We start from the raw sequence: 20,313 nt of genomic DNA, 5'->3' as shown, positions 1-20,313 counted from the left end.
CGGCCCAGAGCGTGCCGTCAGCGCGCGTACGAGTCCCAGCCCAGCTTGAGCGCCACCGCCAGCCCGCACACGGCCGCCAGGTAACGCAGGCTGTGGCCCGGCATCCGGCGCGCGATCTTGGGCCCGACCCAGCCTCCCAGCAGAAACCCGGCCGCCAGCGGCAACGCCGCGCCCCAGTCGACCGGCCCGAAGATCGCGAACCCGAGCGCCGCCACCGCGTTCGCCAGCCCCGTCATGACGTTCTTCATCGCGTTCACCTTGGCCGCGGGGTGGTCGAGCATGGCGGCCAGCACGGCGAACACCAGGATGCCCCCGGCCGCGCCGAAATACCCCACATAGATCGTCACGGTGAACAGCCCCACCCGCCCCAGAATCCCGTGCTCGCCGCGCACCCGCCCGGACGGTGGCCGGGCCAGCAACAAGGACGCCATCGCGATCAGCCAGGGCGCGATCAGCTCGAACGTCCTGGCGGGGGTGACCAGCAGCAGGAGGGCGCCCGACGCCCCGCCGAGCGCGGCCACCGGGCCGAGCCTCAGCACGCGGCCGCCCTCGCCGGCCAGCTCGGGCCGCGATCCGGCGGCCGCGCCGACGCCGGTGAAGACGAGGGCGACGGTGTTGGTGACGTTCGCGGCCAGCGGGGGCAGGCCGAAGGCCAGGAGGGCCGGGTAGGAGATGATCGAGGCGAGGCTCACGACTGTGCTCACCACACCGGCCACGACGCCGACCGCGAGCAGGCCGAGAGCTTCGCCGAAGATCACGGGGACATGCTATGTGTTGTCCGATTTGTCCCTGCGGGCGGGGCACTACGGTAGGGCGGGTGCGGGTTGAGCAGCTTCATCCATGGCCCTCCACGGTCGCCGAGGCGCAGGCCCTTCAGGACCGGCTTCGCGGGCACGTCGAGCTCACCGGGCCGGACACCTTCGCCCTGGTGGCGGGCCTGGACGTGCACTACCACGGCCCGGGCGACGGCCTGACGGCCGCGGTGGTCGTCCTGGACGCCGCCGCCCTGGCCGTGGTGGAGCAGGTGGTCGTCCACGGGAAGGCGGCGTTCCCGTACGTGCCCGGTCTGTTCGCCTTTCGCGAGCTGCCCGCGCTGGTCGAGGCGCTCGAGCAGCTCACGGTGACGCCGGACCTGCTGGTCTGCGATGGATACGGGCTGGCGCACCCGCGCGGGTTCGGCCTGGCCTGCCACATCGGCGTGCTGACGGGGCTACCGGCGCTGGGCGTGGGCAAGACGCCGTTCGTCGGCACGCACGAGCCACCCGGGCCGCAGCGCGGGGCGTGGACGCCGATCGTCCACGAGGGAGCCACGGTCGGGCGGGCGCTGCGCACGCAGCGCGGCGTCAAGCCGGTGTACGTCTCCCAAGGACACCGCATCGCCCTGGACACGGCCACGGACCAGGTCCTCCGCCTCGCCCCGCGCTACCGGCTCCCCGAGCCGATCCGGCGCGCCGACCACCTGGCCAGGCACCCGGACTGACGCCTGGATCGGCCCTCGGCTCACGCTTCTTCGCTGAGCTCGATGGCGGCGGCGGGGCAGACGGCGGCGGCCTCTCGGACCGCGGCGTGCTGGTCTGCACCGGGCTCGGGCTCGAGCAGGATGACGATGCCGTCGTCCTCGCGCTGGTCGAACACCTCCGGCGCGATCAGCACGCACTGGCCGGCGCCGCAGCATTTGACCTCGTCGACGATGACTTTCATGATGATTCCCTCCGGGTGTCGATCAGGCGGTCACCAACGGACCGGCACGGTGCGCAGGCCGCCGACGGCCAGCCCCTCCACGCGTTCCAGGTCCTCCACGGGCACGGCCAGGTCCAGGGCCGGCAGCTTGCGCAGCAGCACCTCGAGCACGACCTGCAGCTCGGTACGGGCCAGCGCCTGACCCAGACAGGAGTGGGCGCCGGAGCCGAAGGCCAGGTGCGGGTTCGGGCTGCGGGTCAGGTCCATGTGGTCGGCGGCCTCGAAGGCGCTCTCGTCGCGGTTGGCCGCGGCCATGCTGCAGATCACCGTGGTGCCGCGGGGCAGGACCGTGCCGCTGACCTCGGTCTCGTCGCGCAGGTAGCGCGGCAGGCCGAAGCCGGAGTTGGCGTCGAAGCGCAGTGACTCCTCCACGGTTGTGCGGATCAGCTTCGGGTCGGCCAGCAGCGCTTCCCAGCGGGTGCGGTCGGCCAGCAGCATGCTCACCATCTTGCCGATCATGTTGGCGGTGGTCTCGTGCCCGGCGACCAGCAGCCCCATTCCGGTGGCCAGGATCTGGATGTCGGTCAGCCCGCCGTCCTCCGGGCCGCCGGCCGCGATCAGCTCGCTGAGGATGTCGTCGCCCGGCTGCTCCCGCTTGGCGGCGACGTGGCCGGACATGTACTGGAAGAACTCGGCCTGGGCGGCGTCGATCTCGTCCTTGCTGTAGCGCGTGAGGTTGAGGAACGTGTCCGACCAGTACGAGAACCGGTCCCGATCCGCGGCCGGCACGCCGAGCATGTCGCAGATGACGTACACCGGCAGCGGGAAGCCCAGGGACGCCTTGAGGTCGCCGGGGGCGCCGCGCTTGACCATGTCGTCGATGAGCTCTTCGGCGATCTGCGCCATCTGGGGCCGCAGGGCGTTCATGCGCTTGGCGGTGAACCACTTGCCGACCAGGCGCCGCCAGTGCTGGTGCTCCTCCCCGCCGTCCGGGATGACCGTCGCCATGTCGCTGCTGAACACCCCGCCCCCGTCCGCCGACAAGCGGGCCGCGTCCGGGGCGGTGAGCTGGCGGGTGAAGCGGGGGTCCGCCAACACCTGCTTGACGTCGTCGTAGCGGGTCAGCAGCGTCGCCTGGTCGCCGCTGGGCAGCGTCACGTGCGCCACCGGGCACTTGCCGCGCAACTCGGCCCATTCCGCGGGCGGCTCCAGCGCCGCGTCGTTGGGAATCGGGTAGGTCAGGGCCTGCTCGTCGAGACTCATTCGGCATCTCCTCATGAACGGATGGGTTGGTCGCCCGGGAACGGCCGGCTGTTCGCCGCCGTCACGCGGGTGCGAAGGGCTGGGTGGCATGCCAGGTGCCCAGGGCCTGCTGCCGCAGGAGGCGGGCCTGCTTGGGCATGTTCCAGCCGAGCACGCCGGTGACCTGGCCGCCCTCGAGGTAGCGGGCGGCGAAGCGGTGCTGCGCCGGATCGCCCTCGGCGATGTCCAGCTCGGCTGCCGCCGACGGCAGGCCGTGGGCTTGGATCTTGACGTCGTACTGGTCGGTCCAGAAGTACGGGATCGGCGTGTAGGGGCGGTCGGCGCCGAGGATGTTGGCCGCGACCACCTGGGCCTGTTCGGTGGCGTTGGTGCGGTTTTCGAGGCGCAGCCGCCTGCCGAGGCCTTCGTGCTCCCAGGAGGCCACGTCGCCGACGGCGTACACGCCCTCGGCGGCGCGGCAGCGCGCGTCACACTCGACCCCGTCGGTCACGGTGAGGCCGCTGTCCGCCAGCCAGCCGGTGGCCGGGCGGGAGCCGATGGCCACCACGACCGCATCGGCGGGCAGAACCTCGCCGGTGGCCAGCCGCACCCCCGTAACCCGTCCGCCGGCGCCGGTCAGCCCTTCGACCACGGAGCCGAGCCGCAACCGTACTCCGCGCTCGGTGTGCGTCCGGGTGAGCATCGCGCCGACCACGTCGCCGAGTAGGTCACCCAGAAGGGTGCGTCCCATGCCGGCGAGGGTGACGTCCAGGCCCATGGTGCGGGCCGTGGCGGCGGTCTCCGCGCCCAGCACGCCCTCCCCCACGACCACGAGCCTTTTAGCGGCGGTCAGGTCGTGGCGCAGGGCGAGAGTGTCGTCCAGGCCGCGAAGCACGTGCACGCCCGCCAGCCCGTCCCGGTCGTCCTGGCCGTCCTGGCCGTCCTGGCCGTTCTGGCCGTTCTGGCCGGGGAGCCGGCAGGGCGTCAGGCCGGTCGCGATGACCACGGCGTCGCCACGCAGCACGCGGCCGGAGGCGGTGGTGACGGCACGCGCCGCCGCATCCAGAGCGACGGCGGGCTCGCCCAGCACGAACTCGGCCCGCAAGGCCTCCAGCTGCGCGTCCGTGCGGAGCTGGGTGCGGGACGGCTCCCAGGCGCCGGCCAGGACCTGCTTCGACAGCGGCGGCCGGTCGTAGGGCTGATGGCGTTCGGCGTCGAGCAGCGTCAGCCGGCCCTGGTAGCCGTGCCGCCGCAACGCCTCCGCCGTGCTCAGGCCGGCGGCCGACGCCCCGACGATCAGGACGCTCGCGGGCGTGCTCACGGGGCGTCCCCCCGGTGCAGGGTGGCGGCCCGGACGGCAGGTTTCCGCATGGTGTCGTGGTCCTTTCGGTCGTCCCGCGACACCACATTACCCGACAAATGTAGGAAAACCTGCATATGTCGTTTGTTGGTAAGCTGGTGACGTGGCCACGACCAGAAACACCACCCCCTCAGCGGGCGACCGGCGCGTGCGCCGCACCCACGCGGCCCTGGCACGCGGGCTGCTCGAGCTCGTCGAGGAGCAGGACCTGTCCCGGATCAGCGTCGCCGACGTCGCCGAACGCGCCGAAGTGAGCCGCTCGACCTTCTACGATCACTACCGGGACGTCCACGAGCTCGCCGAGGCCGCGTGCACCGCGATGATCGACGGCTTAATCGACTCCTTGCCCGTCCCCGACGTGGACTCGGCGGACCGGGAACAGGACGCGGCGGAGTCGCTGGAGGCGTTCTTCGCCAGCCTCGCCGAGCACGCCGGGCTCTACCGAGCCCTGCTGGGGCCGCAGGGGAGCGCACGCGTCTCCGACCACATCCGCCGCCGCATCACCGCGACCGTCTACGACCACACGCACCGGGACGCCGGCGGCGCTCTCCCGCGGCGGGCCTCCTCGCCGTTGGACAGCCCGCACGACGTCCGTGCCGCGTTCACCGCCGGGGCGATCATCGGCGTGGCCGCCGACTGGCTGCAGCGGGGCTGCCCCCGCTCCCCTGCGGAAATGGCGGCCCTGACCTGGCCACTTTTCACAGGGCTCTACCACGTCGAGGCCGGCACGATCACCTGAGCCCGCGCCGGCCCACCGCCCTCCGCCTGGATCTCCCCGCCCCCGAGCGCGCTCCCGGGCTCAGCGGCGCCACGCCCACACGAGCAGCCACACGCTCAGCCCGAAGAGCCCCATGGCGAGCGGCACGTGCGCGGCCACCGCGCCCGAGCCGCCCAGCATGGACTGGACGAAGCCGAACAGCAGCACCGCCAGGCTGACCAGGGCGGGCCAGGCGGCGCCGCGCCCCGGCCGCCACAGCAGCACGGCCGCGACGAGTTGCGCCAGACCCAGCAGGTGCACGGCCAGCGCCCCCATCCCATGCATGCCGGCGCCTCCTCCGCTCATGAGCTGGCCGGCCGTCACGGCCTGGACGAGCACGGCCAGCGTGTTGAGGGTGGTGGCGATCTTGAACGCGGTCAGGTACCCGCTTGTCTTGGCGACCTGTGTAACCACGTGGACACTCCTTCGACCTCGTAGGAAGGCCTCCAGGATCATGCCGTCAGGCGCGCCGGGCATCCGCCACCCGTCGTCATCACCGCTACGCCTCAGGGCGTACGCGAGCCGCGCCAGCGTCAGCGGGGCTCGGCCGGGAGGTGGGCGCCGGAGGAGGCCAGCGGGGGCAGGATCGCCTGGGCGTCGGCGCCGCCGAACCACAGGCCGATCACGAACGCCGCCGTCGCCTCCAGCAACCTCGCCCGGTCGAGCCCTCCGCCGTCCACCGGCGTACAGCCGAGATCGGCGACCAGCGTGCGTACGGCCGCCAGCGCCGCCGGGTCGTCGCCGCACAACGGCACGGCGAGCGGCCGCCCGTCGAACACCGGCGGCGTCATCCGCCACACGTCCACATGGCACAGGTTGAACGCCTTCACCACGTGACCACCGGTGAGATCGCGGATCAGACCGGCGAGCGGGCGTCCCGGATCATACGCGGCCAGGTCGGCTGCATTGGTGACGTCGACCAGGGGCTTGCCGCGCAGCGCAGCACCGCACGCCTCCAGCACGTCGACGAGCCCCGCCGCCCTGACGGCCACCACCACGACCTCCCCGAACCGGGCCACCTCCGCCCAGCTCCCCGTGCGGACCGGCGTCCCCGGCAGGGCGGCACTCATCTTCTCGGCCTGAGCGGCGCTCCTGCCCAGGTCCCTGCCGCTGATCATCACCTCGTGACCCGCTCTGGCCCACTGCGTGCCCAGTGCGTCCGCCATGCCGCCCGCGCCCAGAATCCCGATACGCATGACCGTCCTCCTCCTGTGTACTGATAGGAGGACAGTAGAAAGCTCGTCACACACCATTCGGTGCCTAACGGAGGCCCTCGTTGTTCCTCGCCGACTGCCAGGCCAGACTCGCCTTCGACCTGATCGGCAACACCTGGAGCGCCGTCGTCCTGTGGTCCCTGCGGCACGGCCCCCGGCGACCGGGGCGGCTGCGCGAGGAGATCGGCGGCATCAGCACCAAGGTTCTCACCGAGACGCTGCGCCGCCTCGAGTTCAACGGCCTGGTGGCGCGCCGCACGTACGCCGAGGCCCCGCCGCGAGTCGAGTACGAGCTCACCGACCTGGGCCGCACCCTCCTCGACCCGATCGAGGCGTTCGGCGAATGGGCCTTCACGCACGCCGACGAGGTGCTGGCCGCCCAAGATCGCTGGGACACCGCCCCCGAACCACCGGCGACCAGAGGCGGCGACCACGCCGCAGGTCAGCCGTAGATCCGCTCCAGCACCACGGCCACGCCGTCCTCATCGTTGGACAGCGTGCGCCGCTCGATGGCGGCCAGCACCACCGGGTGAGCGTTGGCCATCGCGAAGCCGGCGCCCGCGTACGCGAGCACGGCCAGGTCGTTCGGCATGTCCCCGAACGCCACGACCTCGCTCGGATCGACGCCGCGCTCCTTGCAGAGCTGGTCGAGCGTGGCGGCCTTCGTCACCCCCGGGGCGCTGATCTCCAGGAGCCCCTGCTCGCCGGAGTGCGTGACCTCGGCGAGCCCCGCGAGCACTGCCGTCACGGCCGCGGCCATCTCGTCCGCCGTGTGCGTCGGCGACAGGGCGAGCAGCTTGACGATGGGCTGGTCCTCGTCGAAGACCGAGCGCACCTCGCGGTAATACGCCAGGTCGTCGGCGATCCGCCTGGTGTAGGCGGCCTCGGTCAGGATCGCCCGGCCGGTCTCGACCGCCAGCCCCACCCCCGGCAGGGCCGCGGCGAGCGTCTGGGCGGCCTTCCTGGCGGAGACCGCGTCGAGCGGCAGGCTGCCGGTGATCTCATCCGTTCCCAGGTCGTAGACGATCGCGCCGTTGCTGCAGATGGCGGTGCCCGTGACGCCGGCCTGCTCGGCGACCGCACGCACGCCGCGCGGCGCTCTCGCGGTGACGAAGACGATCTCGGCGCCGGCCGCGCGGGCCGTCTGGAGCGCTCTCCTGGTGCGCGGTGACACGGTGCGATCGGAGGTGAGGAGGGTGCCGTCGAGGTCGGTGGCGACGATGCGGGGGAAGATCATGAAAAGGTAAGGTACGGGAGTGTCCTCCCCCATCCGCCCGGAGGGTCGTGTCGCGTCCGCGTTCCGGTTCGCCACCGAACTGGTCGCCTGGGTCGCGACCCCCTGGGCCCTCGCCCCTCATTCGGTGCCGCTGGCCGTGGTGTCGGTCGTGGTGCTGATCGGGCTTCCGACGGTCTTCTCCACCCCGGGCGACAAGCGGAACGTGATCGTCGCCGTGCCGGGTCAGGTGACGATCGGCCTGGTCGTCCTGCAGCTGGTGACCGCGGTGGCGGCGGCGTGGTCCGCGTGGCACGCGGTCGCCGCAGCGCTGGTGTCCGTGCTGGCCGTGGTCACGGTGGTGCTGGAGCTGCCGCGCTGGCGGTGGCTGACGTCCCGGTGAGCCGGCCGCCCACAGGGGCGGAGGATGTCAGATGCGCATCTCGGACGGGAGCCGGGTGGCGGCGTTCATGAGCTCCAGGCCGAGCAGCCGCCCTGCGTCCTCGTAGTCGAGGACGACGTCGTCCGCCACGACCTGACGCGCCGCCTCACCTGGGACTATTTCGTGCTTCATCGCGATATAGGCGATGTCGCGTTCCTTGTCCCAGGTGACGTACACCGTCCGCGTCTGCGGCCCCGACGGGGCGTCCTCCCAGCTCAGCAGCCCTTCCTTGGCCTCGTGCGAGGCCGCCACCGCGGCCCGGGTCATCGCCAGCGCCAGCTCGACCGCCCCGAGCGAGTCGCCCGCTGTGACTTTCCTCTCATGTTCCCACCCGTCGAGTCCGTCGATCCGGTAGGGGCACGACCACGCTCCGGTCGGCTCCTCATACGGCACCCCGACCGTGACGACCACGTCACGAGGGGGTTCGCTGCGCAGCGCCAGCACCCGATGGGCGATCTCGTACATGTCTGCTGATCTACCCCGGAGGCCACTCCTGGAAGACTGACCAACGGGAACGGTCTCTCTCCTGTTCACTCCGGCGGCCGGTCCCATAGGGTCGCCGCAAGGAATACGTGAAGGGGCCCGGAAATGGACGAGTCGTTCGGAACGCGCCTGCGAGCCAGGCTCGACAAGTGCGGACCGCTGTGTGTGGGCATCGATCCGAGCCCGATGCTGCTCGACGCGTGGGGGCTGGACGACTCGCCGTCCGGTCTCGAAAGCTTCAGCCGTACGGTCGTCGAGACGGTGGCCGACGTGGCCGCCGTGGTCAAGCCGCAGTCGGCGTTCTTCGAGCGGTGGGGCAGCCGCGGCATCGCCGTCCTGGAACGCACCATCGCGGACCTGCGCGAGGCGGGGACGCTGGTGCTGCTGGACGTCAAGCGCGGCGACATCGACAGCACCATGGCGGCCTACGCCGAGGCGTACCTGGACCGGGGCAGCCCGCTGGCGGTCGATGCCGTGACGCTGAGCCCATACCTGGGGTTCGGGTCGCTGGAAGCGGCCATCACCTCGGCCGTGGCCAATGACGCGGGCGTGTTCGTGCTGGCCCGCACCTCCAATCCGGAAGCGGCCGAGCTCCAGCAGCTCGTGGCCGGCCAGGTGCTGGCGGGGGCGGCCGCGGCCAACGCGGGACACACGCCGTTCGGGCCCGTCGGGGTGGTCATGGGAGCCACGCTGCCCAAGCTGGAGCACTCGCTGACCGACCTCAACGGGCCCATTCTCGCGCCCGGGCTGGGCGCGCAGGGGGCCACGCCCGCCGACGTGGCGCGGCTGTTCGGGCCGGTACGCCACGCCGTCCTGCCCTCGGTGTCCCGGGCGGTGCTCGCCGACCCCAAGCGGCTGCGCAGCCGTACGCTCCACTACCGGGACGAGTGCGCCGCCTACCTGTCCGGCGACCTCACGGCGGCCCGCCGCAGGTCCTGACCGGAGAGAGCGGTTGACGGCCACGAGCACCGCCGGGTGGGGGTCGGAGGTGTCAACCGGTGGGGCCGGCGTCGGGGCGGGTGACCTCCTCGGCGTCCCGCTGCGGGTCCTCCTGCGAGTCCTTCCCCGCGCCCACCCGGGACTCCTCCTGGGTGCCAGCCTGAGATCCGGCCTCAGAGCCCTCCGTCCCTGCGGGCTGGTCCTGTATCTCCGGCGGGTCGGCCGGAACGGGACGACGGGCTCTCGGGGTTTCGGCGCCGGACCGCTCCGCGACGACGTCGCTCTCCCCCTCCACGCCACCCACGGCTTCCGGCAGTTCTTCGGGGTTCTCATTCATAAGCCACCACCTGCCCCGCCAACCCCCCACGAACCCGCTTGTCATGGTCCGGGGATGATCAATCACACGCACTGCCCGCGTCGTCCTCGCCGACCCCAGCGACCGGCATCGAACCCGGCGCAGGCGGCGGAGCTGGAGGGGACCGGCCATGTCGCGCTCACCGCCCTGGAGGACTACGAGCAGGAGAAGTGGCTGCTCGGCAACCGCTCGAGAACTGATCGGGGAAATTCTTCGAGAAGGATGTAGAGAACCCGGATGCGGCTCCGACCCAGTCACGAGAACAACGAAAGACGAAAGACGAAGGAGCACATCATGGGCAAGCTCATCTACTGGGTCCACACCTCCGTCGACGGCTACATCGAGGGCCCGAACGGCGAGTTCGACTGGCCGGAGATGGGGCCGGAGCTGTCGGCGTATGGGGACGAGATCCAGGCGCGGGTCGGCACCTTCCTGTACGGCCGCGTCGTGTGGGACATGATGTCGAGCTTCTGGCCGGACGCCGAGTCCATGTCGGACCACCCGCACGACCTCAAGTTCGCGCCCATCTGGCGCCGCACCCCGAAGGTCGTCTTCTCCTCGACTCTGAAGGAGGCGGGCTGGAACACCAGGATCGTATCCGGCGACCTCTCCGGGGAGGTCGCGGAGCTGAAGCGCCAGGCGGACCAGGACCTGCTGCTGAACGGCGGCTCTCAGCTAGCGTCCGCCCTCACCGAGCTGAGGCTGATCGACGAGTACCACATCATGGTGCACCCGGTGGTGCTCGGTGGCGGCAAGCCCGTGTTCCCGCCGCAGAAGGACCGGGTCGATCTGCGGCTGGTGGACTCGCGGACGTTCGACGCGCGGACGGTGCTGCTGCGTTACGAACGGTCCTGACGCCGGGGCGCGGTCAGGTGAGGAAGTCCTCGATCTCCCAGCGCGTGGGCATCGACGTGCTGGCGCCCTCGCGCTGCACGGACAGCGCCGCCGCCGTGGAGGCGAAGCGGAGGGCGTCCGCCATGGGCAACCGTTCGGCACGGGGCACGGCCAGGGCGCCCACGAAGGTGTCCCCGGCCGCCGTCGTGTCCACCGCCTTCACCTCGACCGCCGGCACCCGCACCCGCTCCCCGGACCGGGATCCGTACAGAGCGCCCTCCGAGCCCAGCGTGATCACGGCCTCCTCGACCCGTTCGAGCAGCGCGTCCAGGGCGGCGTCGGGGGCGGTGGCGCCGGTGATGGCGGCGGCCTCGTGCTCGTTCGGGACGATCAGGCTGACCGCGTCGAGCAACTCGTCCGGGAGCGGCTGGGCGGGCGCCGGGGTGAGGATGACGGGCACGCCCGCGACCTGGCCGGCCTCCGCTGCCGCCACCACGGCCGCCATGGGAAGCTCCAGCTGCAACAGCAGCGCCTCCGAACGTGCGATCACGGCCAGGTCGTCGCCCGAGGGGCGGGTGACGGTGCCGTTCGCGCCGGGCACAACGATGATCGAGTTGCCGCCGTCGTCGTCCACCACGATGTGCGCGATGCCGCTGGGGCCGGGTACCTGGCGCAGGCCGCGTACGTCCACCCCGGCCTCCGACAGCGTGGCCCGCAGCTCCGCCCCGAAGCCGTCGTCGCCGACCGCCCCGAGGAACGCCACCTCCGCACCCGCCCGGGCGGCGGCGATGGCCTGGTTGGCCCCCTTGCCACCGGGAATGGTCCGGAAACGGTGGCCGGTGACCGTTTCACCCCGCTTCGGGGCTTCGGAGACGTAGGCGACCAGGTCCATGTTGGCGCTGCCGAAAACCGAGATCATGAGTGCATCATCTCCTGAGTACGCCGTGCCAGCTCCCCGAGGCTCACCCCGTCGAACCCGGTCAGGCTGCTGGCCAGGCTGTCGCGCATCCGCCACTGGTCCGGCACGCCGCCGTTGAGCGCGCCCGCGACGGACCCGGCCGTGGCGGCGGCCGAGTCGGTGTCCCAGCCGCCCGCGACCGCTCCGGCGATCGTGGCGGTGAAGTCGCCCCTGCCGTGGATCAGGGCGGCGGCGACGAGGGCGGCGTTGTTGATCGCGTGGACCCAGTGGAGCGAGCCGTGGCGCTCGTACAGGCGGTCGACGACCCGTTCGAAGTCCTTTTCCACAGCGGCGTCCTCGACGGCCAGGCGTACCGCCTCGTGCAGGCGCGAGCCCGCGGGCACGACGGACAGGCCCGCCGCCACGACCTCCTCCGGCGACGTGGCGGCCAGCGAGGCGGCGCACATCGCGGCCGCGAACATCGCCCCGTAGATCCCGTTCGCGGTGTGGGTGAGGCGGGCGTCGCGCCAGGCGTACTCGGCCGCCGTGGCCGGATCGCCCGGGTTGACCCAGCCGTAGACATCCGCCCTGATCAGGGCGCCGATCCACTCGCGGAACGGGTTGCGGTGGGAGGCCGTGTGGGGCGGCTCGACGCCGTCCAGGAGGTTGCGGTAGGCGACGCGCTCGGCGGTGAACGTACGGCCCGCAGGCAGCTCGTCGAGCCACAGCTTGGCCACGTCGCCGGTGGTGAAGGCGCGGCCGTGGCGCTCGAGGACGGTCAGGGCCAGCAGCGGGTAGTTGAGGTCGTCGTCTTCGGGGATGCCGTCGATGTTCTCGGCGAGCGAGTTGACGGCGCTGCGGCGGTTCCAGGGCCAGCGGCGGGCGATGTCGTCCGGCAGGCCCTTGGCGGTGAACCAGCCGCGGATGGGCCAGTTGCCGGTGGCCTCGGCGATCTGCCTGATGCCTTCGCGCGGGATCTTCTCGACGGGCTTGCCGAGCACGCACCCGGCCGCCCGACCGAGCCACGCCCCCAGCACCCGCGCCGGGTCGGCGACCGCGCCGCTCACGGCCGGCACTCGTTGGCCGCCCGCGTCGACGGCTTCCGCCCCGGGGACGGGCGGGTGGGTGGGCCAAGCCGGGCAGGCGGCGATGATGGCGGGCAGGTCCGACGGCTCGGCCGATGGCGACGGGACGGCCGCCAGCTCGTCCAGCAGGTCCTGGGCCAAGCCGCGCAGCCGGGCGGCCTCCGGGTCCGAGGCGCCGGCTCGGGGCGGCGCGTCGTGGCCGCCCGCCGCGTGCCATCGATCGGCGATCTCCTGGACGGCCCGGGGGCCACGGCCGTCCTCGGCGGCCTGGCGGAGCTCGTGCCCGATCAGGTCCTCTGGCTGGACCCAGGTGAGGCGGATCATCGGCGGTCGAGGTCGGCGAAGGCGGCCTCGTGGGCGCGGCGCCGTACCAGGTCGTCGGCGTGCACCCGGCGCGCCACCTCCGCGATCGCGAGCCCCGGTCCCACCAGGTCGGTACGGCTCGCCGCCCCGACCCCTTCCGCCCACTCCGCCGGCACGGCGCTCAGCCCGCCGAGCGCTCCCGCGATGGCGCCGCCCATGGAGGCGATCGAGTCAGCGTCACGCCCGTAGTTGACGCCGCCGAGCACGGTGTCGCGGTAGTCGCCCTTGGCGATCACCAGGAAGCCGAGCGCCAGCGGCAGCTCCTCGATGCTGTGCAGCCGGCTCGGCCGCCGCGCCCCCAGCCCCTGGTCGCGGTAGGTGTCGGCGACCGTGTCAAACGGCCGGACGGCGGCCCGCAGCGCCTCGAACGACCCGTCCCAGTGCCCGAGCCCGGCCGCCGCCTCGCAGACCGACTCGATGGCCGCCCTGGTGCCGTCCTTGGCCAGCCGCAGGCAGGCGGCGACCACGGAGTCCGTGGTGGCGCCCGGCCGCATGGCCTCGGCGACGGCGGCCGCCATGACGCCGGCGGCTTCGCGGCCGTAGCTGGACTGATGTGCACCGGTCAGGTCGATGGCCTCGGCGTAGGCGGCGTCGGGGTCGGCGGCGTTGACGATGCCGACGGGGGCGACGTACATGGCCGCGCCGCAGTTCACGATGTTTCCGACACCGGCCTCGCGCGGGTCCACGTGACCGTAGTGCAGCCTGGCCACGATCCACTTCTCGGCCAGGAAGATCCGCTGCAGCGGCAGCGCGTCGCTCTCCAGCTCGGGGATCCAGCGGCGCTCGCCCATCAGCTCCGGCACGAGGTGGTCGGCCATGGCGTACGCGTCGAGGTGGCGGCCGGCCTTCTCGTACACACGGATCAGGGCGTGCGTCATCAGCGTGTCGTCGGTGATGTGGCCGTCGCCCTTGTGGTACGGCGCGATGGGGCGGGCGTTGCGCCAGTCCTCGTTGAACGGCGGGACGATGCCGTCGACGCGGCCGCCGTACCGCTCGACGATCTGTTCCGGGGTCCAGCCCTCGGTGGCGCCGCCCAGCGCGTCACCGACCGCCGCCCCCGCCACGCAGCCGGTCGCCCTGTCCTCAAGCGGCGTCATGCGATTCCCTCCGTGAGATGACTCGTCAGTTCGATCAGATCTTTGCCCGCCAACTCGGGCAGGCAACAGCCGGCCAGCGTACGGGCCGAGGCGGTCCACCCCTCCGGGATCGCCTCGTAACCGCCGCATGCCCCGGTCAGCGCCCCGGCCAGTGCGGGCGCGGAGTCGGCCAGCGCGGCCAGGCACACCGCCGCAGGGACGGCCCTGGTGAGATCGCCGTCCGCCGCCGCGGCCAGCGCCAGCGCCACGGGCACCGTCTGGGCGGCGCCGACGCCGTAGCTGTAGACGTGGTCGAGCAGCGCCGCGTCGAGGGCGGGCACCGCGGCGAACGCGTCGCCTGCCTTCCGCGCGGCCGCCAGCGCCACGCGGGCGTTGTGGCCGATGGCGGTGTCCGGCGGCAGCACGGCGAGCGCCGCCTCCACCGCCGGGCCGATCGCGCCGGACGCGACCGCCTCCCGCACGGCTGCGGCCATGGCCTGGGCGGCGAGGACGCCGTCGGCGGCGTTCGTCACCTCGGCGTCGGGTGTGGGGTCCCTCCCCAGGACCCCGAACGCGACGGCCCTGACGGCGGCGGCGTCGTCGAAGTGGTGCGGGTTGTCGTGCCCGGACGCGGGCGGCTCTACGCCCTTGGCCAGGTTGTCCAGTGCGGTGGCCACCGAGATCCGGGCCCGCGCCTGCGCACCGACGAGCTCCCTGAAGGCCTCCACCCTCGGCCGGTCGATCGTGAGCACCGTCCAGGCGAGCCACTCGGCGTCGTCGGACGGGCCGATGGCCAGCGGCGCCGTCGGCTGGTTGAGCGCGAACGGCACCGGCAACGTGGTGACCTGTTGCTCTTCCGCGAACGCGTCAAGCTCCCTGTGCAGGCGCCGGCTCCAGGGCGCGTGCAGGGCCGTGCGGTGCCTGGCCGCGGGCCACCCCGCGGCGTCACCGACGGCGAGCCCGGCGATGGCGCCTCTGATCCTGTCCCCCGACATCGTGATCTAACGTCCTTTCGCCAGGTCGTCGGCGACGTCCAGCACGTGTCTTCCGGCCACGGCGGGCAGGCATTTCCCGGTCACAGGACCGATTCTGGCCGCCCACCGCCCGGGTACGCCGCTCTCGCCCTGCCGGGCCCCGGCGATCGCCCCGGCGATGGCGCCGATCGTGTCGGCGTCCCGGCCCAGGCTCACCCCGAACGTCACCGCCGCCTCCACGTCACCGTCGCCCGCCAGGAATGCGGCCAGCGCCAACGCCACGGCTTCGGGCGCGATGTCGGTCCATGGGTAGTGCTTCACGACGACGGCCTCGTGCAACGCCTCGACGAGCCCGAGTTCGTCCTCACCAGGGCCGGCCACCGCACGCGTTGCGCCGGACTCCGCCGATCCCCCTCCCGCCGTACCGGCGCCGAAGGGCTGGTCGCCGGCCGCTCCTGACGCGCCGGGTCGGCGAGGCGGCGTGCGGCGGAGGTCGGCGCCCGTGAACGGCGGCCGGCCGAGCACGTCGCACACCCGCACAATGTTCCTGGCCGTCCACGAGTCGGCGGGGATGACGGACAGCGCGGCGGCCACGACATCCCGCACCGGCGCGCCGCCCATGGCGGCGGCCACCGCGCCGGCGACGGCGCGACCGCCCAGGATGCCCTCGCCGGACCCGCTGACCAGCCCGTCCTGCTCCACCAGCCGAGCCGCCTCCACCGGATCCCCCGGACAGAAGATCCCGTACGGCGCGGCCCGCATGGCGAGCCCATCGGACCACCCGTGCGCATGAACCAGCCCGGTCAACGGCGGTTCCAGGCCGCGTCGAAGCGCTTCGACGGTGCCCAGCTCGGAGAACCCGGCCCCCCGCATCGGCCCGGCCACCCGCGGGATGATCTCCGTCCGGTACGCCTGCGCCACCAGCTCAGGCGTCAGCCCGTGCCCGTGCCGCGCCAGCAGCGACGCGGCGAAGATGGCGTACTCGGTGTCGTCCGTGCCCCCGCCCTCGATCTCGGTGAGCCGCCCCCACCGCCGCCGGATCTCCGCCGGCGTCAGGTTCTCGGCGGGAGCCCCGAGGGCGTCCCCGGCCGCCAGGCCGAGCAGACACCCCCGGGCCCTGTCCCGATGGGAGATCACCTCTGGTACCGCTCCAGCACCTTGTTGCCCTCATCGACGAGCCGCTTGGCCGCCTCGTCGATGGTGATCTTGTTGGCGTAGAACTCCTGCAGCACGGGCGTGGCGACCTTGCTCTTCCACTCGTCGAACCCGTTCACCTTGAGGAACGGCGCCACGACGAGGTTCTTGGCGGAGGCGGTCGCCACATCCCAGCCGTTCTCCTGGGTGGTCATCGCCGGGTCGGCGGCGGCCGACTGGGAGGTCGGCAGCAGCCAGTCGCCCTTGGCGAGCTTGGCCTGGTTGGGGCCGTTCAGGAAGAAGGCGATGAACTTCATGGCCTCGTCAGGGTGCTTGCTGTCCTGCGCGATCGACAGCGTCTGCGAGACCGCGCCCTGCTGGGCCGTGGTGCCCTTGGGCCCGGGCAGCGTGACCCACTCGAACCCGTCGGGCGCCTGCTCGGCGACCTGCTGGCGGAGGAACACCCCGGCCGGCAGCATGGCGAACTTGCCCTTGTAGAAGGCGGGCAGCGGGTCCGCGGTGCCCTGGCCGAGCGCGGCCGGGTCGGCCGACTTGTCCTTGTAGAGCTGGTCGTGGATGCGCTGGAGCACCTCGCGCTCCTCGGGCCCGACCTTGACCGTGGTCTTGCCGTCGGCGGTCTGGAAGAACGTGCCTCCGTAGGTGAGCGCCAGGTTGAGCGTCTTGTTGACCGGCGACTTCATCGGCCAGGCCACGCCGAACGCATCACCCTTGGTCATCGTCTTGGCGGCCGTGGAGAACTCGTCCCACGTCCACGGGTTGTCCGCCGTGGGGATGCGGACCTTGGAGGCCTCGAGCAGCTTCTTGTTGGCGATGATGACCTGCGACTCCTGCAGGAACGGCACGCCGTAGACACCCTGCTCGCCCTTGCCGCCGTCGAAGGTGACGGTGTCCCAGGCGGCCTGCGGGATGTCACTCTTCAGCTCGGCGGGCACCTTGTCCTTCAGGTCCAGCAGGTAGCCGTCGGTGGCGAAGCCGGACAACGCGGGCGAGTCGTTGTGGATGACGTCGGGCGCGGTGCCGCCGGCGAACTGGGTGACGAGCTGGTCGTTGACGTTGTCCCAGCTGCCCTGGACGTAGGTGACCTGGATGGTGGGGTTGGCCTTGTTCCATTCGTCCACGAGCTGCTTGTTCGCGGCGACGGATTCCTTCTGCCACGCCAGGCTGAGGAAATTGATCTTTACTGGCTCGCTGGGGGCGGAGGAGGACGAGGATCCGCCGCCGCCTCCGCTGCCGCACGCGGCGGCCAGCGCGACGATCGCCGCGGCCGCCAGAGCGGACGTGATTCGCATGTGAGCCTCCTAGCCCTTGACGGCGCCGGCCATCAGGCCGGACTTCAGTCGCCGCTGAATGATTGCGAAGAAGATCAGGCTCGGGATCGTCGCCATGAGCGACGCCGCGGCCAGCGGGCCGAGCCTGGCCACCCCCTCCGGGCCGGTGAACCTCACCAGCGTGAGCGGGAGCGTCATGACGTCGGGGTTCTGCAGGATGACGAGCGCGAACATGAACTCGTTCCAGGACGAGATGAACGCGAACAGCAGCGTGGCCACCACGCCCGGTGCGAGCAGCGGCGCCACGACCTTGACGATGGAGCGCAGCCGGGTCGCCCCGTCCACGGCCGCGGCCTCCTCCAGCTCGACCGGCACCGCGCGGACGTACCCCTGCAACATCCACAGCGCGAACGGCAGCGTGAACGTCACGTGCACGACCACCAGGCCGGGCAGCGTGTTCACCAGCTCCAGATCGCGCAGGATCATGAAGAGCGGAATGATGATCAGGATGAATGGGAACACCTGGCTGACCAGCACCCACCCGATCGCGATCTTGTTGACCAGGCCGCGGTAGCGGGCCATGGCGTAGGCCGCCGGCAGCGAGATCAGCACGGTGATCACGCTGCTGGCCAGCGCGACTCCCAGGCTGCGCACGGCCGCGCCGACGAGGTCCTGCTCGCCGAACGCGTCGGTGAAGTTCGCGAGCGTCGGCTCGCGCGGGATCCACGTGGGGTCGGCCAGCGCCATCTCCTGCGGCGTCTTCAGCGCCGTGGACAGCAGCCAGACCAGCGGAAAGGCCAGGAAGACGATGTACGCGGCCAGCGCGGCGTACTGCGACGCGCGTCTCATCGGGCCTCCCTCATCTGGCGCCACAGATACAGGCCGAGCACCGCGAGCACCACGATCGCCATGGCCAGGCCCAGCATCGAGGCGTAGCCGGCGAACCGGTAGCGGAACGCCTCCTCGTAGGCGAACAGCATCGGCAGCCGGGTCTGGCCGCCGGGTCCGCCCTGCGTAAGCACGTAGACCAGGCCGAACTGGTTGATGTTCCACACGAAGTCGAGCGAGGTGATGGCCACGATGACCGGGCGCAGCTGCGGCAGCGTGATGTTCCAGAACCGCCGCCAGCGGCTCGCGCCGTCCACCTCTCCGGCCTCGTACAGCTCCTTCGGGATGCCTTGCAGGCCCGCCAGCAGGACGACCGTGGTCTGCGGCATGCCGGTCCAGACGCCGACCACGATGATCGCGGGCAGTGCGAGCGAGAAGTCGGCCAGCCAGTTGATCTCGGTGCCGAGCAGGCTGTTCAGGATGCCCGCGTCGGGGTGGTAGACGAGGCGCCACATCAGGCCGATGACCACCGGCGGCATCGCCCACGGCACCACCGCCAGCACCCGGGCCACGCCCCTGAACCGCAGGTTCTCGTTGAGCAGCAGCGCCAGGCCCAGCGCGGCCAGGAACTGCAGCGCGGTCACCGAGACGGCCCAGATCATGCCGATGCGGAAGGAGGACCAGAAGTCGGCCGCGCTCAGCAGCTCCCAGAGGTTCTCCAGGCCGACGAAGCTCGTCTCGTGGTTGCGGGTGTTGCGGGCGTCGGTGAAGGCCAGGCCGATGCCGTAGAGCAGCGGGCCCACGCTGAACAGCAGCACCGGCACCAGGGCGGGCAGCATGAGCAGCCACATCTCGCGGGTCTTGCGCGAGATCCCCCTGGGCCGCCCGTGCGAGCGGCGCGGCGGCGCGGGCCTGGTCGTGGTCGCCGTCACGCCGCGTCCCCTTCCTCTGGGCGGGTGGAGGCGCGGATGACGAGGCGGGGCGGCACGGTGACCACCCTGGGCTCGCGGTCGCCGCCCTGCAGCCGGTCGAGCAGCAGCTCGGCGGCGGCCTTGCCGCGCTCGGCCGAGCCGAGCGACACGCTGGTCAGCGACGGCCAGGAAGCGGCGGCCAGGTCGGTGTCGTCCATGCCGGCCACCGCCACGTCGTCCGGCACCCGGCGGCCCGCGGCCCGCAGCACGTCCAGCGCGCCGAGGGCGATCAGGTCGTTGGCGCACATCAGCGCGTCCACGTCGGGGACCCGGTCGAGCAGCGCCGCCACCGCGCGGGCCCCCTCCACGCGGTAGAAGTCGCCGATCTGCACGAGATCCTCGTCGTAGGGCAGGCCGAGGTCGCCGAGCGCCTCCCGGTACGCGGCCCCGCGGGCGGCGCCGGGCACCGTGTCGAGGGGGCCGTTGATCATGCCGATGCGGCGGCGGCCGAGCTCGTGCAGATGGTCGATGGCGAGCTTGACGCCGGTGCGCGAGTCGGCCCGTACGTTGTCCACCCGCGTGCCCTCCGGCACCGAGCCGATGATCACGACGGGGGCCCTCGCGGCGGCCAGCATCTCCAGGTGGGCCTCGGTGACCCGCAGCGGGCTCATGATGAGGCCGTCCACGTACCGCTCGCCCAGGCTGTGCAGCACGTCGATCTCGTCGGCCACGACGGCGTCGGTGGAGTGCAGCACGAGCCGGTATCCGGCGGCCTTCAGGACCGGCTGGATCTCGCGCAACATCGCCAGGTAGGCGGGGTTGCCCACGTCGGCCATGGCGAAGGCCACCTGGTGGGTGCGGCGGGACTTGAGCGACCTGGCCACGGCGTTGCGCACGTAGCCGAGCTCGTCGGCGGCCGCCATCACCTTGCGCACCGTCTCCTGCCTGGTCGGCAGGCCGTTCAGCACCCGCGAGACGGAGGCGATCGAGACTCCGGCACGCTCGGCGATCGTGTTGATCGTGGGTCCGTCGGCCAAGGTGGTCCTTCCATCGGTGTAAACGTTTACGGCCCGTCTCTGTAAACGTTTACGGTGTGGCCCACATGAAACCCGGATGTAACTTGCCGGTCAAGTCACGATCACATAACACCAGGTCGGGGCGCCTAACGGCAAACCACTCACGTGCTTCCTTAACCCGGACCATACATGCGACCATCTATAGTCCTAGGACACTAGA

Annotated in this window: 24 protein-coding genes; 6 read left to right on the top strand and 18 right to left on the bottom strand. The window is 71.9% G+C overall.

The window, feature by feature from the left end; genetic code table 11:
• Positions 1-17: 17 nt before the first annotated feature.
• The gene (locus tag Q9G87_RS38885) at positions 18-758 is read right to left on the bottom strand and encodes a sulfite exporter TauE/SafE family protein (protein WP_305921585.1); all 741 of its coding nucleotides are present in this window, start codon (positions 756-758) and stop codon (positions 18-20) included.
• A gap of 59 nt (positions 759-817) precedes the next feature.
• Here Q9G87_RS38885 and Q9G87_RS38880 point away from each other — a divergent pair, with 59 nt between their 5' ends.
• On the top strand, positions 818-1,480 hold the full coding sequence (locus tag Q9G87_RS38880; protein ID WP_305921584.1) for an endonuclease V: 663 nt from the start codon (positions 818-820) through the stop codon (positions 1,478-1,480).
• A gap of 20 nt (positions 1,481-1,500) precedes the next feature.
• Here Q9G87_RS38880 and Q9G87_RS38875 read toward each other — a convergent pair whose 3' ends face one another.
• The 3 genes from Q9G87_RS38875 to Q9G87_RS38865 all read right to left on the bottom strand — a co-directional run bounded on the left by Q9G87_RS38875 (position 1,501) and on the right by Q9G87_RS38865 (position 4,243).
• Positions 1,501-1,701, bottom strand: coding sequence for a ferredoxin (locus tag Q9G87_RS38875; protein WP_305921583.1), 201 nt, complete (start codon positions 1,699-1,701; stop codon positions 1,501-1,503).
• A 30-nt stretch (positions 1,702-1,731) separates the two neighbouring features.
• Positions 1,732-2,943 (bottom strand): cytochrome P450, encoded by a 1,212-nt coding sequence (locus Q9G87_RS38870; protein WP_305921582.1) that lies wholly within the window; start codon positions 2,941-2,943, stop codon positions 1,732-1,734.
• Between the two features lie 61 nt (positions 2,944-3,004).
• Positions 3,005-4,243, bottom strand: a complete 1,239-nt coding sequence (locus Q9G87_RS38865) for an NAD(P)/FAD-dependent oxidoreductase (RefSeq protein ID WP_305921581.1) — start codon at positions 4,241-4,243, stop codon at positions 3,005-3,007.
• 142 nt (positions 4,244-4,385) lie between these two features.
• Between Q9G87_RS38865 and Q9G87_RS38860 the strand changes: the two genes are divergently transcribed.
• Positions 4,386-5,021: a TetR/AcrR family transcriptional regulator gene (locus Q9G87_RS38860; RefSeq protein WP_305921580.1), complete on the top strand. Its 636-nt coding sequence runs from the start codon at positions 4,386-4,388 to the stop codon at positions 5,019-5,021.
• Positions 5,022-5,081: 60 nt separating this feature from the next.
• Here the strand turns inward: Q9G87_RS38860 and Q9G87_RS38855 are convergent, their stop codons facing one another.
• Positions 5,082-5,453, bottom strand: a complete 372-nt coding sequence (locus tag Q9G87_RS38855) for a hypothetical protein (protein ID WP_305921579.1) — start codon at positions 5,451-5,453, stop codon at positions 5,082-5,084.
• A 119-nt stretch (positions 5,454-5,572) separates the two neighbouring features.
• A complete protein-coding gene (locus Q9G87_RS38850) occupies positions 5,573-6,235 on the bottom strand; it encodes an NADPH-dependent F420 reductase (RefSeq protein WP_371825889.1) in 663 nt (220 codons plus the stop codon).
• A gap of 80 nt (positions 6,236-6,315) precedes the next feature.
• Between Q9G87_RS38850 and Q9G87_RS38845 the strand changes: the two genes are divergently transcribed.
• Entirely contained in the window at positions 6,316-6,705 is a 390-nt protein-coding gene (locus Q9G87_RS38845; protein ID WP_305921577.1) for a winged helix-turn-helix transcriptional regulator, read from the top strand.
• Here the strand turns inward: Q9G87_RS38845 and Q9G87_RS38840 are convergent.
• The gene (locus tag Q9G87_RS38840) at positions 6,696-7,490 is read right to left on the bottom strand and encodes a Cof-type HAD-IIB family hydrolase (RefSeq protein ID WP_305921576.1); all 795 of its coding nucleotides are present in this window, start codon (positions 7,488-7,490) and stop codon (positions 6,696-6,698) included. The two genes, Q9G87_RS38845 and Q9G87_RS38840, sit on opposite strands and share 10 nt — an antisense overlap.
• Before the next feature lie 19 nt (positions 7,491-7,509).
• Between Q9G87_RS38840 and Q9G87_RS38835 the strand changes: the two genes are divergently transcribed.
• On the top strand, positions 7,510-7,869 hold the full coding sequence (locus tag Q9G87_RS38835; RefSeq protein WP_305921575.1) for a hypothetical protein: 360 nt from the start codon (positions 7,510-7,512) through the stop codon (positions 7,867-7,869).
• Positions 7,870-7,896: 27 nt separating this feature from the next.
• On the opposite strand, the gene Q9G87_RS38830 is transcribed toward Q9G87_RS38835, so the two are convergent.
• Positions 7,897-8,373 (bottom strand): DUF2283 domain-containing protein, encoded by a 477-nt coding sequence (locus Q9G87_RS38830; RefSeq protein WP_305921574.1) that lies wholly within the window; start codon positions 8,371-8,373, stop codon positions 7,897-7,899.
• 123 nt (positions 8,374-8,496) lie between these two features.
• Here Q9G87_RS38830 and pyrF point away from each other — a divergent pair, with 123 nt between their 5' ends.
• Positions 8,497-9,330: an orotidine-5'-phosphate decarboxylase gene (gene pyrF, locus Q9G87_RS38825; RefSeq protein WP_305921573.1), complete on the top strand. Its 834-nt coding sequence runs from the start codon at positions 8,497-8,499 to the stop codon at positions 9,328-9,330.
• Positions 9,331-9,382: 52 nt separating this feature from the next.
• Here the strand turns inward: pyrF and Q9G87_RS38820 are convergent, their stop codons facing one another.
• Complete coding sequence (locus tag Q9G87_RS38820; RefSeq protein WP_305921572.1) at positions 9,383-9,667, bottom strand: hypothetical protein; 285 nt, start codon at positions 9,665-9,667, stop codon at positions 9,383-9,385.
• A gap of 312 nt (positions 9,668-9,979) precedes the next feature.
• Between Q9G87_RS38820 and Q9G87_RS38815 the strand changes: the two genes are divergently transcribed.
• Complete coding sequence (locus tag Q9G87_RS38815; protein WP_305921571.1) at positions 9,980-10,540, top strand: dihydrofolate reductase family protein; 561 nt, start codon at positions 9,980-9,982, stop codon at positions 10,538-10,540.
• A 13-nt stretch (positions 10,541-10,553) separates the two neighbouring features.
• Here the strand turns inward: Q9G87_RS38815 and rbsK are convergent, their stop codons facing one another.
• Genes rbsK through Q9G87_RS38770 form a run of 9 tightly spaced genes read right to left on the bottom strand, consistent with a single transcriptional unit; the run spans position 10,554 to position 20,114 of the window.
• Positions 10,554-11,438 carry a ribokinase gene (rbsK, locus tag Q9G87_RS38810; protein ID WP_305921570.1) on the bottom strand — a complete coding sequence of 295 codons (885 nt, stop codon included), beginning with the start codon at positions 11,436-11,438 and terminating at the stop codon, positions 10,554-10,556.
• Positions 11,435-12,826: an ADP-ribosylglycohydrolase family protein gene (locus tag Q9G87_RS38805; RefSeq protein WP_305921569.1), complete on the bottom strand. Its 1,392-nt coding sequence runs from the start codon at positions 12,824-12,826 to the stop codon at positions 11,435-11,437. Before Q9G87_RS38805 ends, rbsK begins: the two co-directional genes overlap by 4 nt.
• Positions 12,823-13,962 (bottom strand): ADP-ribosylglycohydrolase family protein, encoded by a 1,140-nt coding sequence (locus Q9G87_RS38800; protein WP_305921568.1) that lies wholly within the window; start codon positions 13,960-13,962, stop codon positions 12,823-12,825. Before Q9G87_RS38800 ends, Q9G87_RS38805 begins: the two co-directional genes overlap by 4 nt.
• Entirely contained in the window at positions 13,959-14,936 is a 978-nt protein-coding gene (locus tag Q9G87_RS38795) for an ADP-ribosylglycohydrolase family protein (RefSeq protein ID WP_305921567.1), read from the bottom strand. Before Q9G87_RS38795 ends, Q9G87_RS38800 begins: the two co-directional genes overlap by 4 nt.
• A gap of 6 nt (positions 14,937-14,942) precedes the next feature.
• On the bottom strand, positions 14,943-16,052 hold the full coding sequence (locus Q9G87_RS38790; RefSeq protein ID WP_305921566.1) for an ADP-ribosylglycohydrolase family protein: 1,110 nt from the start codon (positions 16,050-16,052) through the stop codon (positions 14,943-14,945).
• Positions 16,049-17,359 (bottom strand): ABC transporter substrate-binding protein, encoded by a 1,311-nt coding sequence (locus Q9G87_RS38785; RefSeq protein WP_305921565.1) that lies wholly within the window; start codon positions 17,357-17,359, stop codon positions 16,049-16,051. Before Q9G87_RS38785 ends, Q9G87_RS38790 begins: the two co-directional genes overlap by 4 nt.
• 9 nt (positions 17,360-17,368) lie before the next feature.
• Positions 17,369-18,187: a carbohydrate ABC transporter permease gene (locus Q9G87_RS38780; RefSeq protein WP_305921564.1), complete on the bottom strand. Its 819-nt coding sequence runs from the start codon at positions 18,185-18,187 to the stop codon at positions 17,369-17,371.
• A complete protein-coding gene (locus Q9G87_RS38775) occupies positions 18,184-19,098 on the bottom strand; it encodes a carbohydrate ABC transporter permease (RefSeq protein ID WP_305921563.1) in 915 nt (304 codons plus the stop codon). Before Q9G87_RS38775 ends, Q9G87_RS38780 begins: the two co-directional genes overlap by 4 nt.
• Positions 19,095-20,114 carry a LacI family DNA-binding transcriptional regulator gene (locus Q9G87_RS38770; RefSeq protein ID WP_305921562.1) on the bottom strand — a complete coding sequence of 340 codons (1,020 nt, stop codon included), beginning with the start codon at positions 20,112-20,114 and terminating at the stop codon, positions 19,095-19,097. The genes Q9G87_RS38775 and Q9G87_RS38770 overlap by 4 nt, the downstream gene beginning before the upstream one ends.
• Positions 20,115-20,313 lie beyond the last annotated feature (199 nt).

Origin of the sequence: Nonomuraea turcica, assembly GCF_030718205.1 — a bacterium.
Taxonomy (GTDB): Bacteria; Actinomycetota; Actinomycetes; order Streptosporangiales; family Streptosporangiaceae; genus Nonomuraea.
Note: the sequence above shows the minus strand (reverse complement) of the source record. Positions and strands in the feature narration are given on the sequence as shown.

Excerpts from the sequence above, each read along its gene's own strand:
- Q9G87_RS38875 (WP_305921583.1), bottom strand. The coding sequence starts at position 1,701 with ATGAAAGTCATCGTCGACGAGGTCAAATGCTGCGGCGCCGGCCAGTGC.
- Q9G87_RS38870 (WP_305921582.1), bottom strand. The coding sequence starts at position 2,943 with ATGAGTCTCGACGAGCAGGCCCTGACCTACCCGATTCCCAACGACGCG.
- Q9G87_RS38850 (WP_371825889.1), bottom strand. The coding sequence starts at position 6,235 with ATGCGTATCGGGATTCTGGGCGCGGGCGGCATGGCGGACGCACTGGGC.
- Q9G87_RS38840 (WP_305921576.1), bottom strand. The coding sequence starts at position 7,490 with ATGATCTTCCCCCGCATCGTCGCCACCGACCTCGACGGCACCCTCCTC.
- Q9G87_RS38830 (WP_305921574.1), bottom strand. The coding sequence starts at position 8,373 with ATGTACGAGATCGCCCATCGGGTGCTGGCGCTGCGCAGCGAACCCCCT.
- pyrF (WP_305921573.1), top strand. The coding sequence starts at position 8,497 with ATGGACGAGTCGTTCGGAACGCGCCTGCGAGCCAGGCTCGACAAGTGC.
- Q9G87_RS38820 (WP_305921572.1), bottom strand. The coding sequence starts at position 9,667 with ATGAATGAGAACCCCGAAGAACTGCCGGAAGCCGTGGGTGGCGTGGAG.
- Q9G87_RS38815 (WP_305921571.1), top strand. The coding sequence starts at position 9,980 with ATGGGCAAGCTCATCTACTGGGTCCACACCTCCGTCGACGGCTACATC.
- rbsK (WP_305921570.1), bottom strand. The coding sequence starts at position 11,438 with ATGATCTCGGTTTTCGGCAGCGCCAACATGGACCTGGTCGCCTACGTC.
- Q9G87_RS38805 (WP_305921569.1), bottom strand. The coding sequence starts at position 12,826 with ATGATCCGCCTCACCTGGGTCCAGCCAGAGGACCTGATCGGGCACGAG.
- Q9G87_RS38800 (WP_305921568.1), bottom strand. The coding sequence starts at position 13,962 with ATGACGCCGCTTGAGGACAGGGCGACCGGCTGCGTGGCGGGGGCGGCG.
- Q9G87_RS38795 (WP_305921567.1), bottom strand. The coding sequence starts at position 14,936 with ATGTCGGGGGACAGGATCAGAGGCGCCATCGCCGGGCTCGCCGTCGGT.
- Q9G87_RS38785 (WP_305921565.1), bottom strand. The coding sequence starts at position 17,359 with ATGCGAATCACGTCCGCTCTGGCGGCCGCGGCGATCGTCGCGCTGGCC.
- Q9G87_RS38780 (WP_305921564.1), bottom strand. The coding sequence starts at position 18,187 with ATGAGACGCGCGTCGCAGTACGCCGCGCTGGCCGCGTACATCGTCTTC.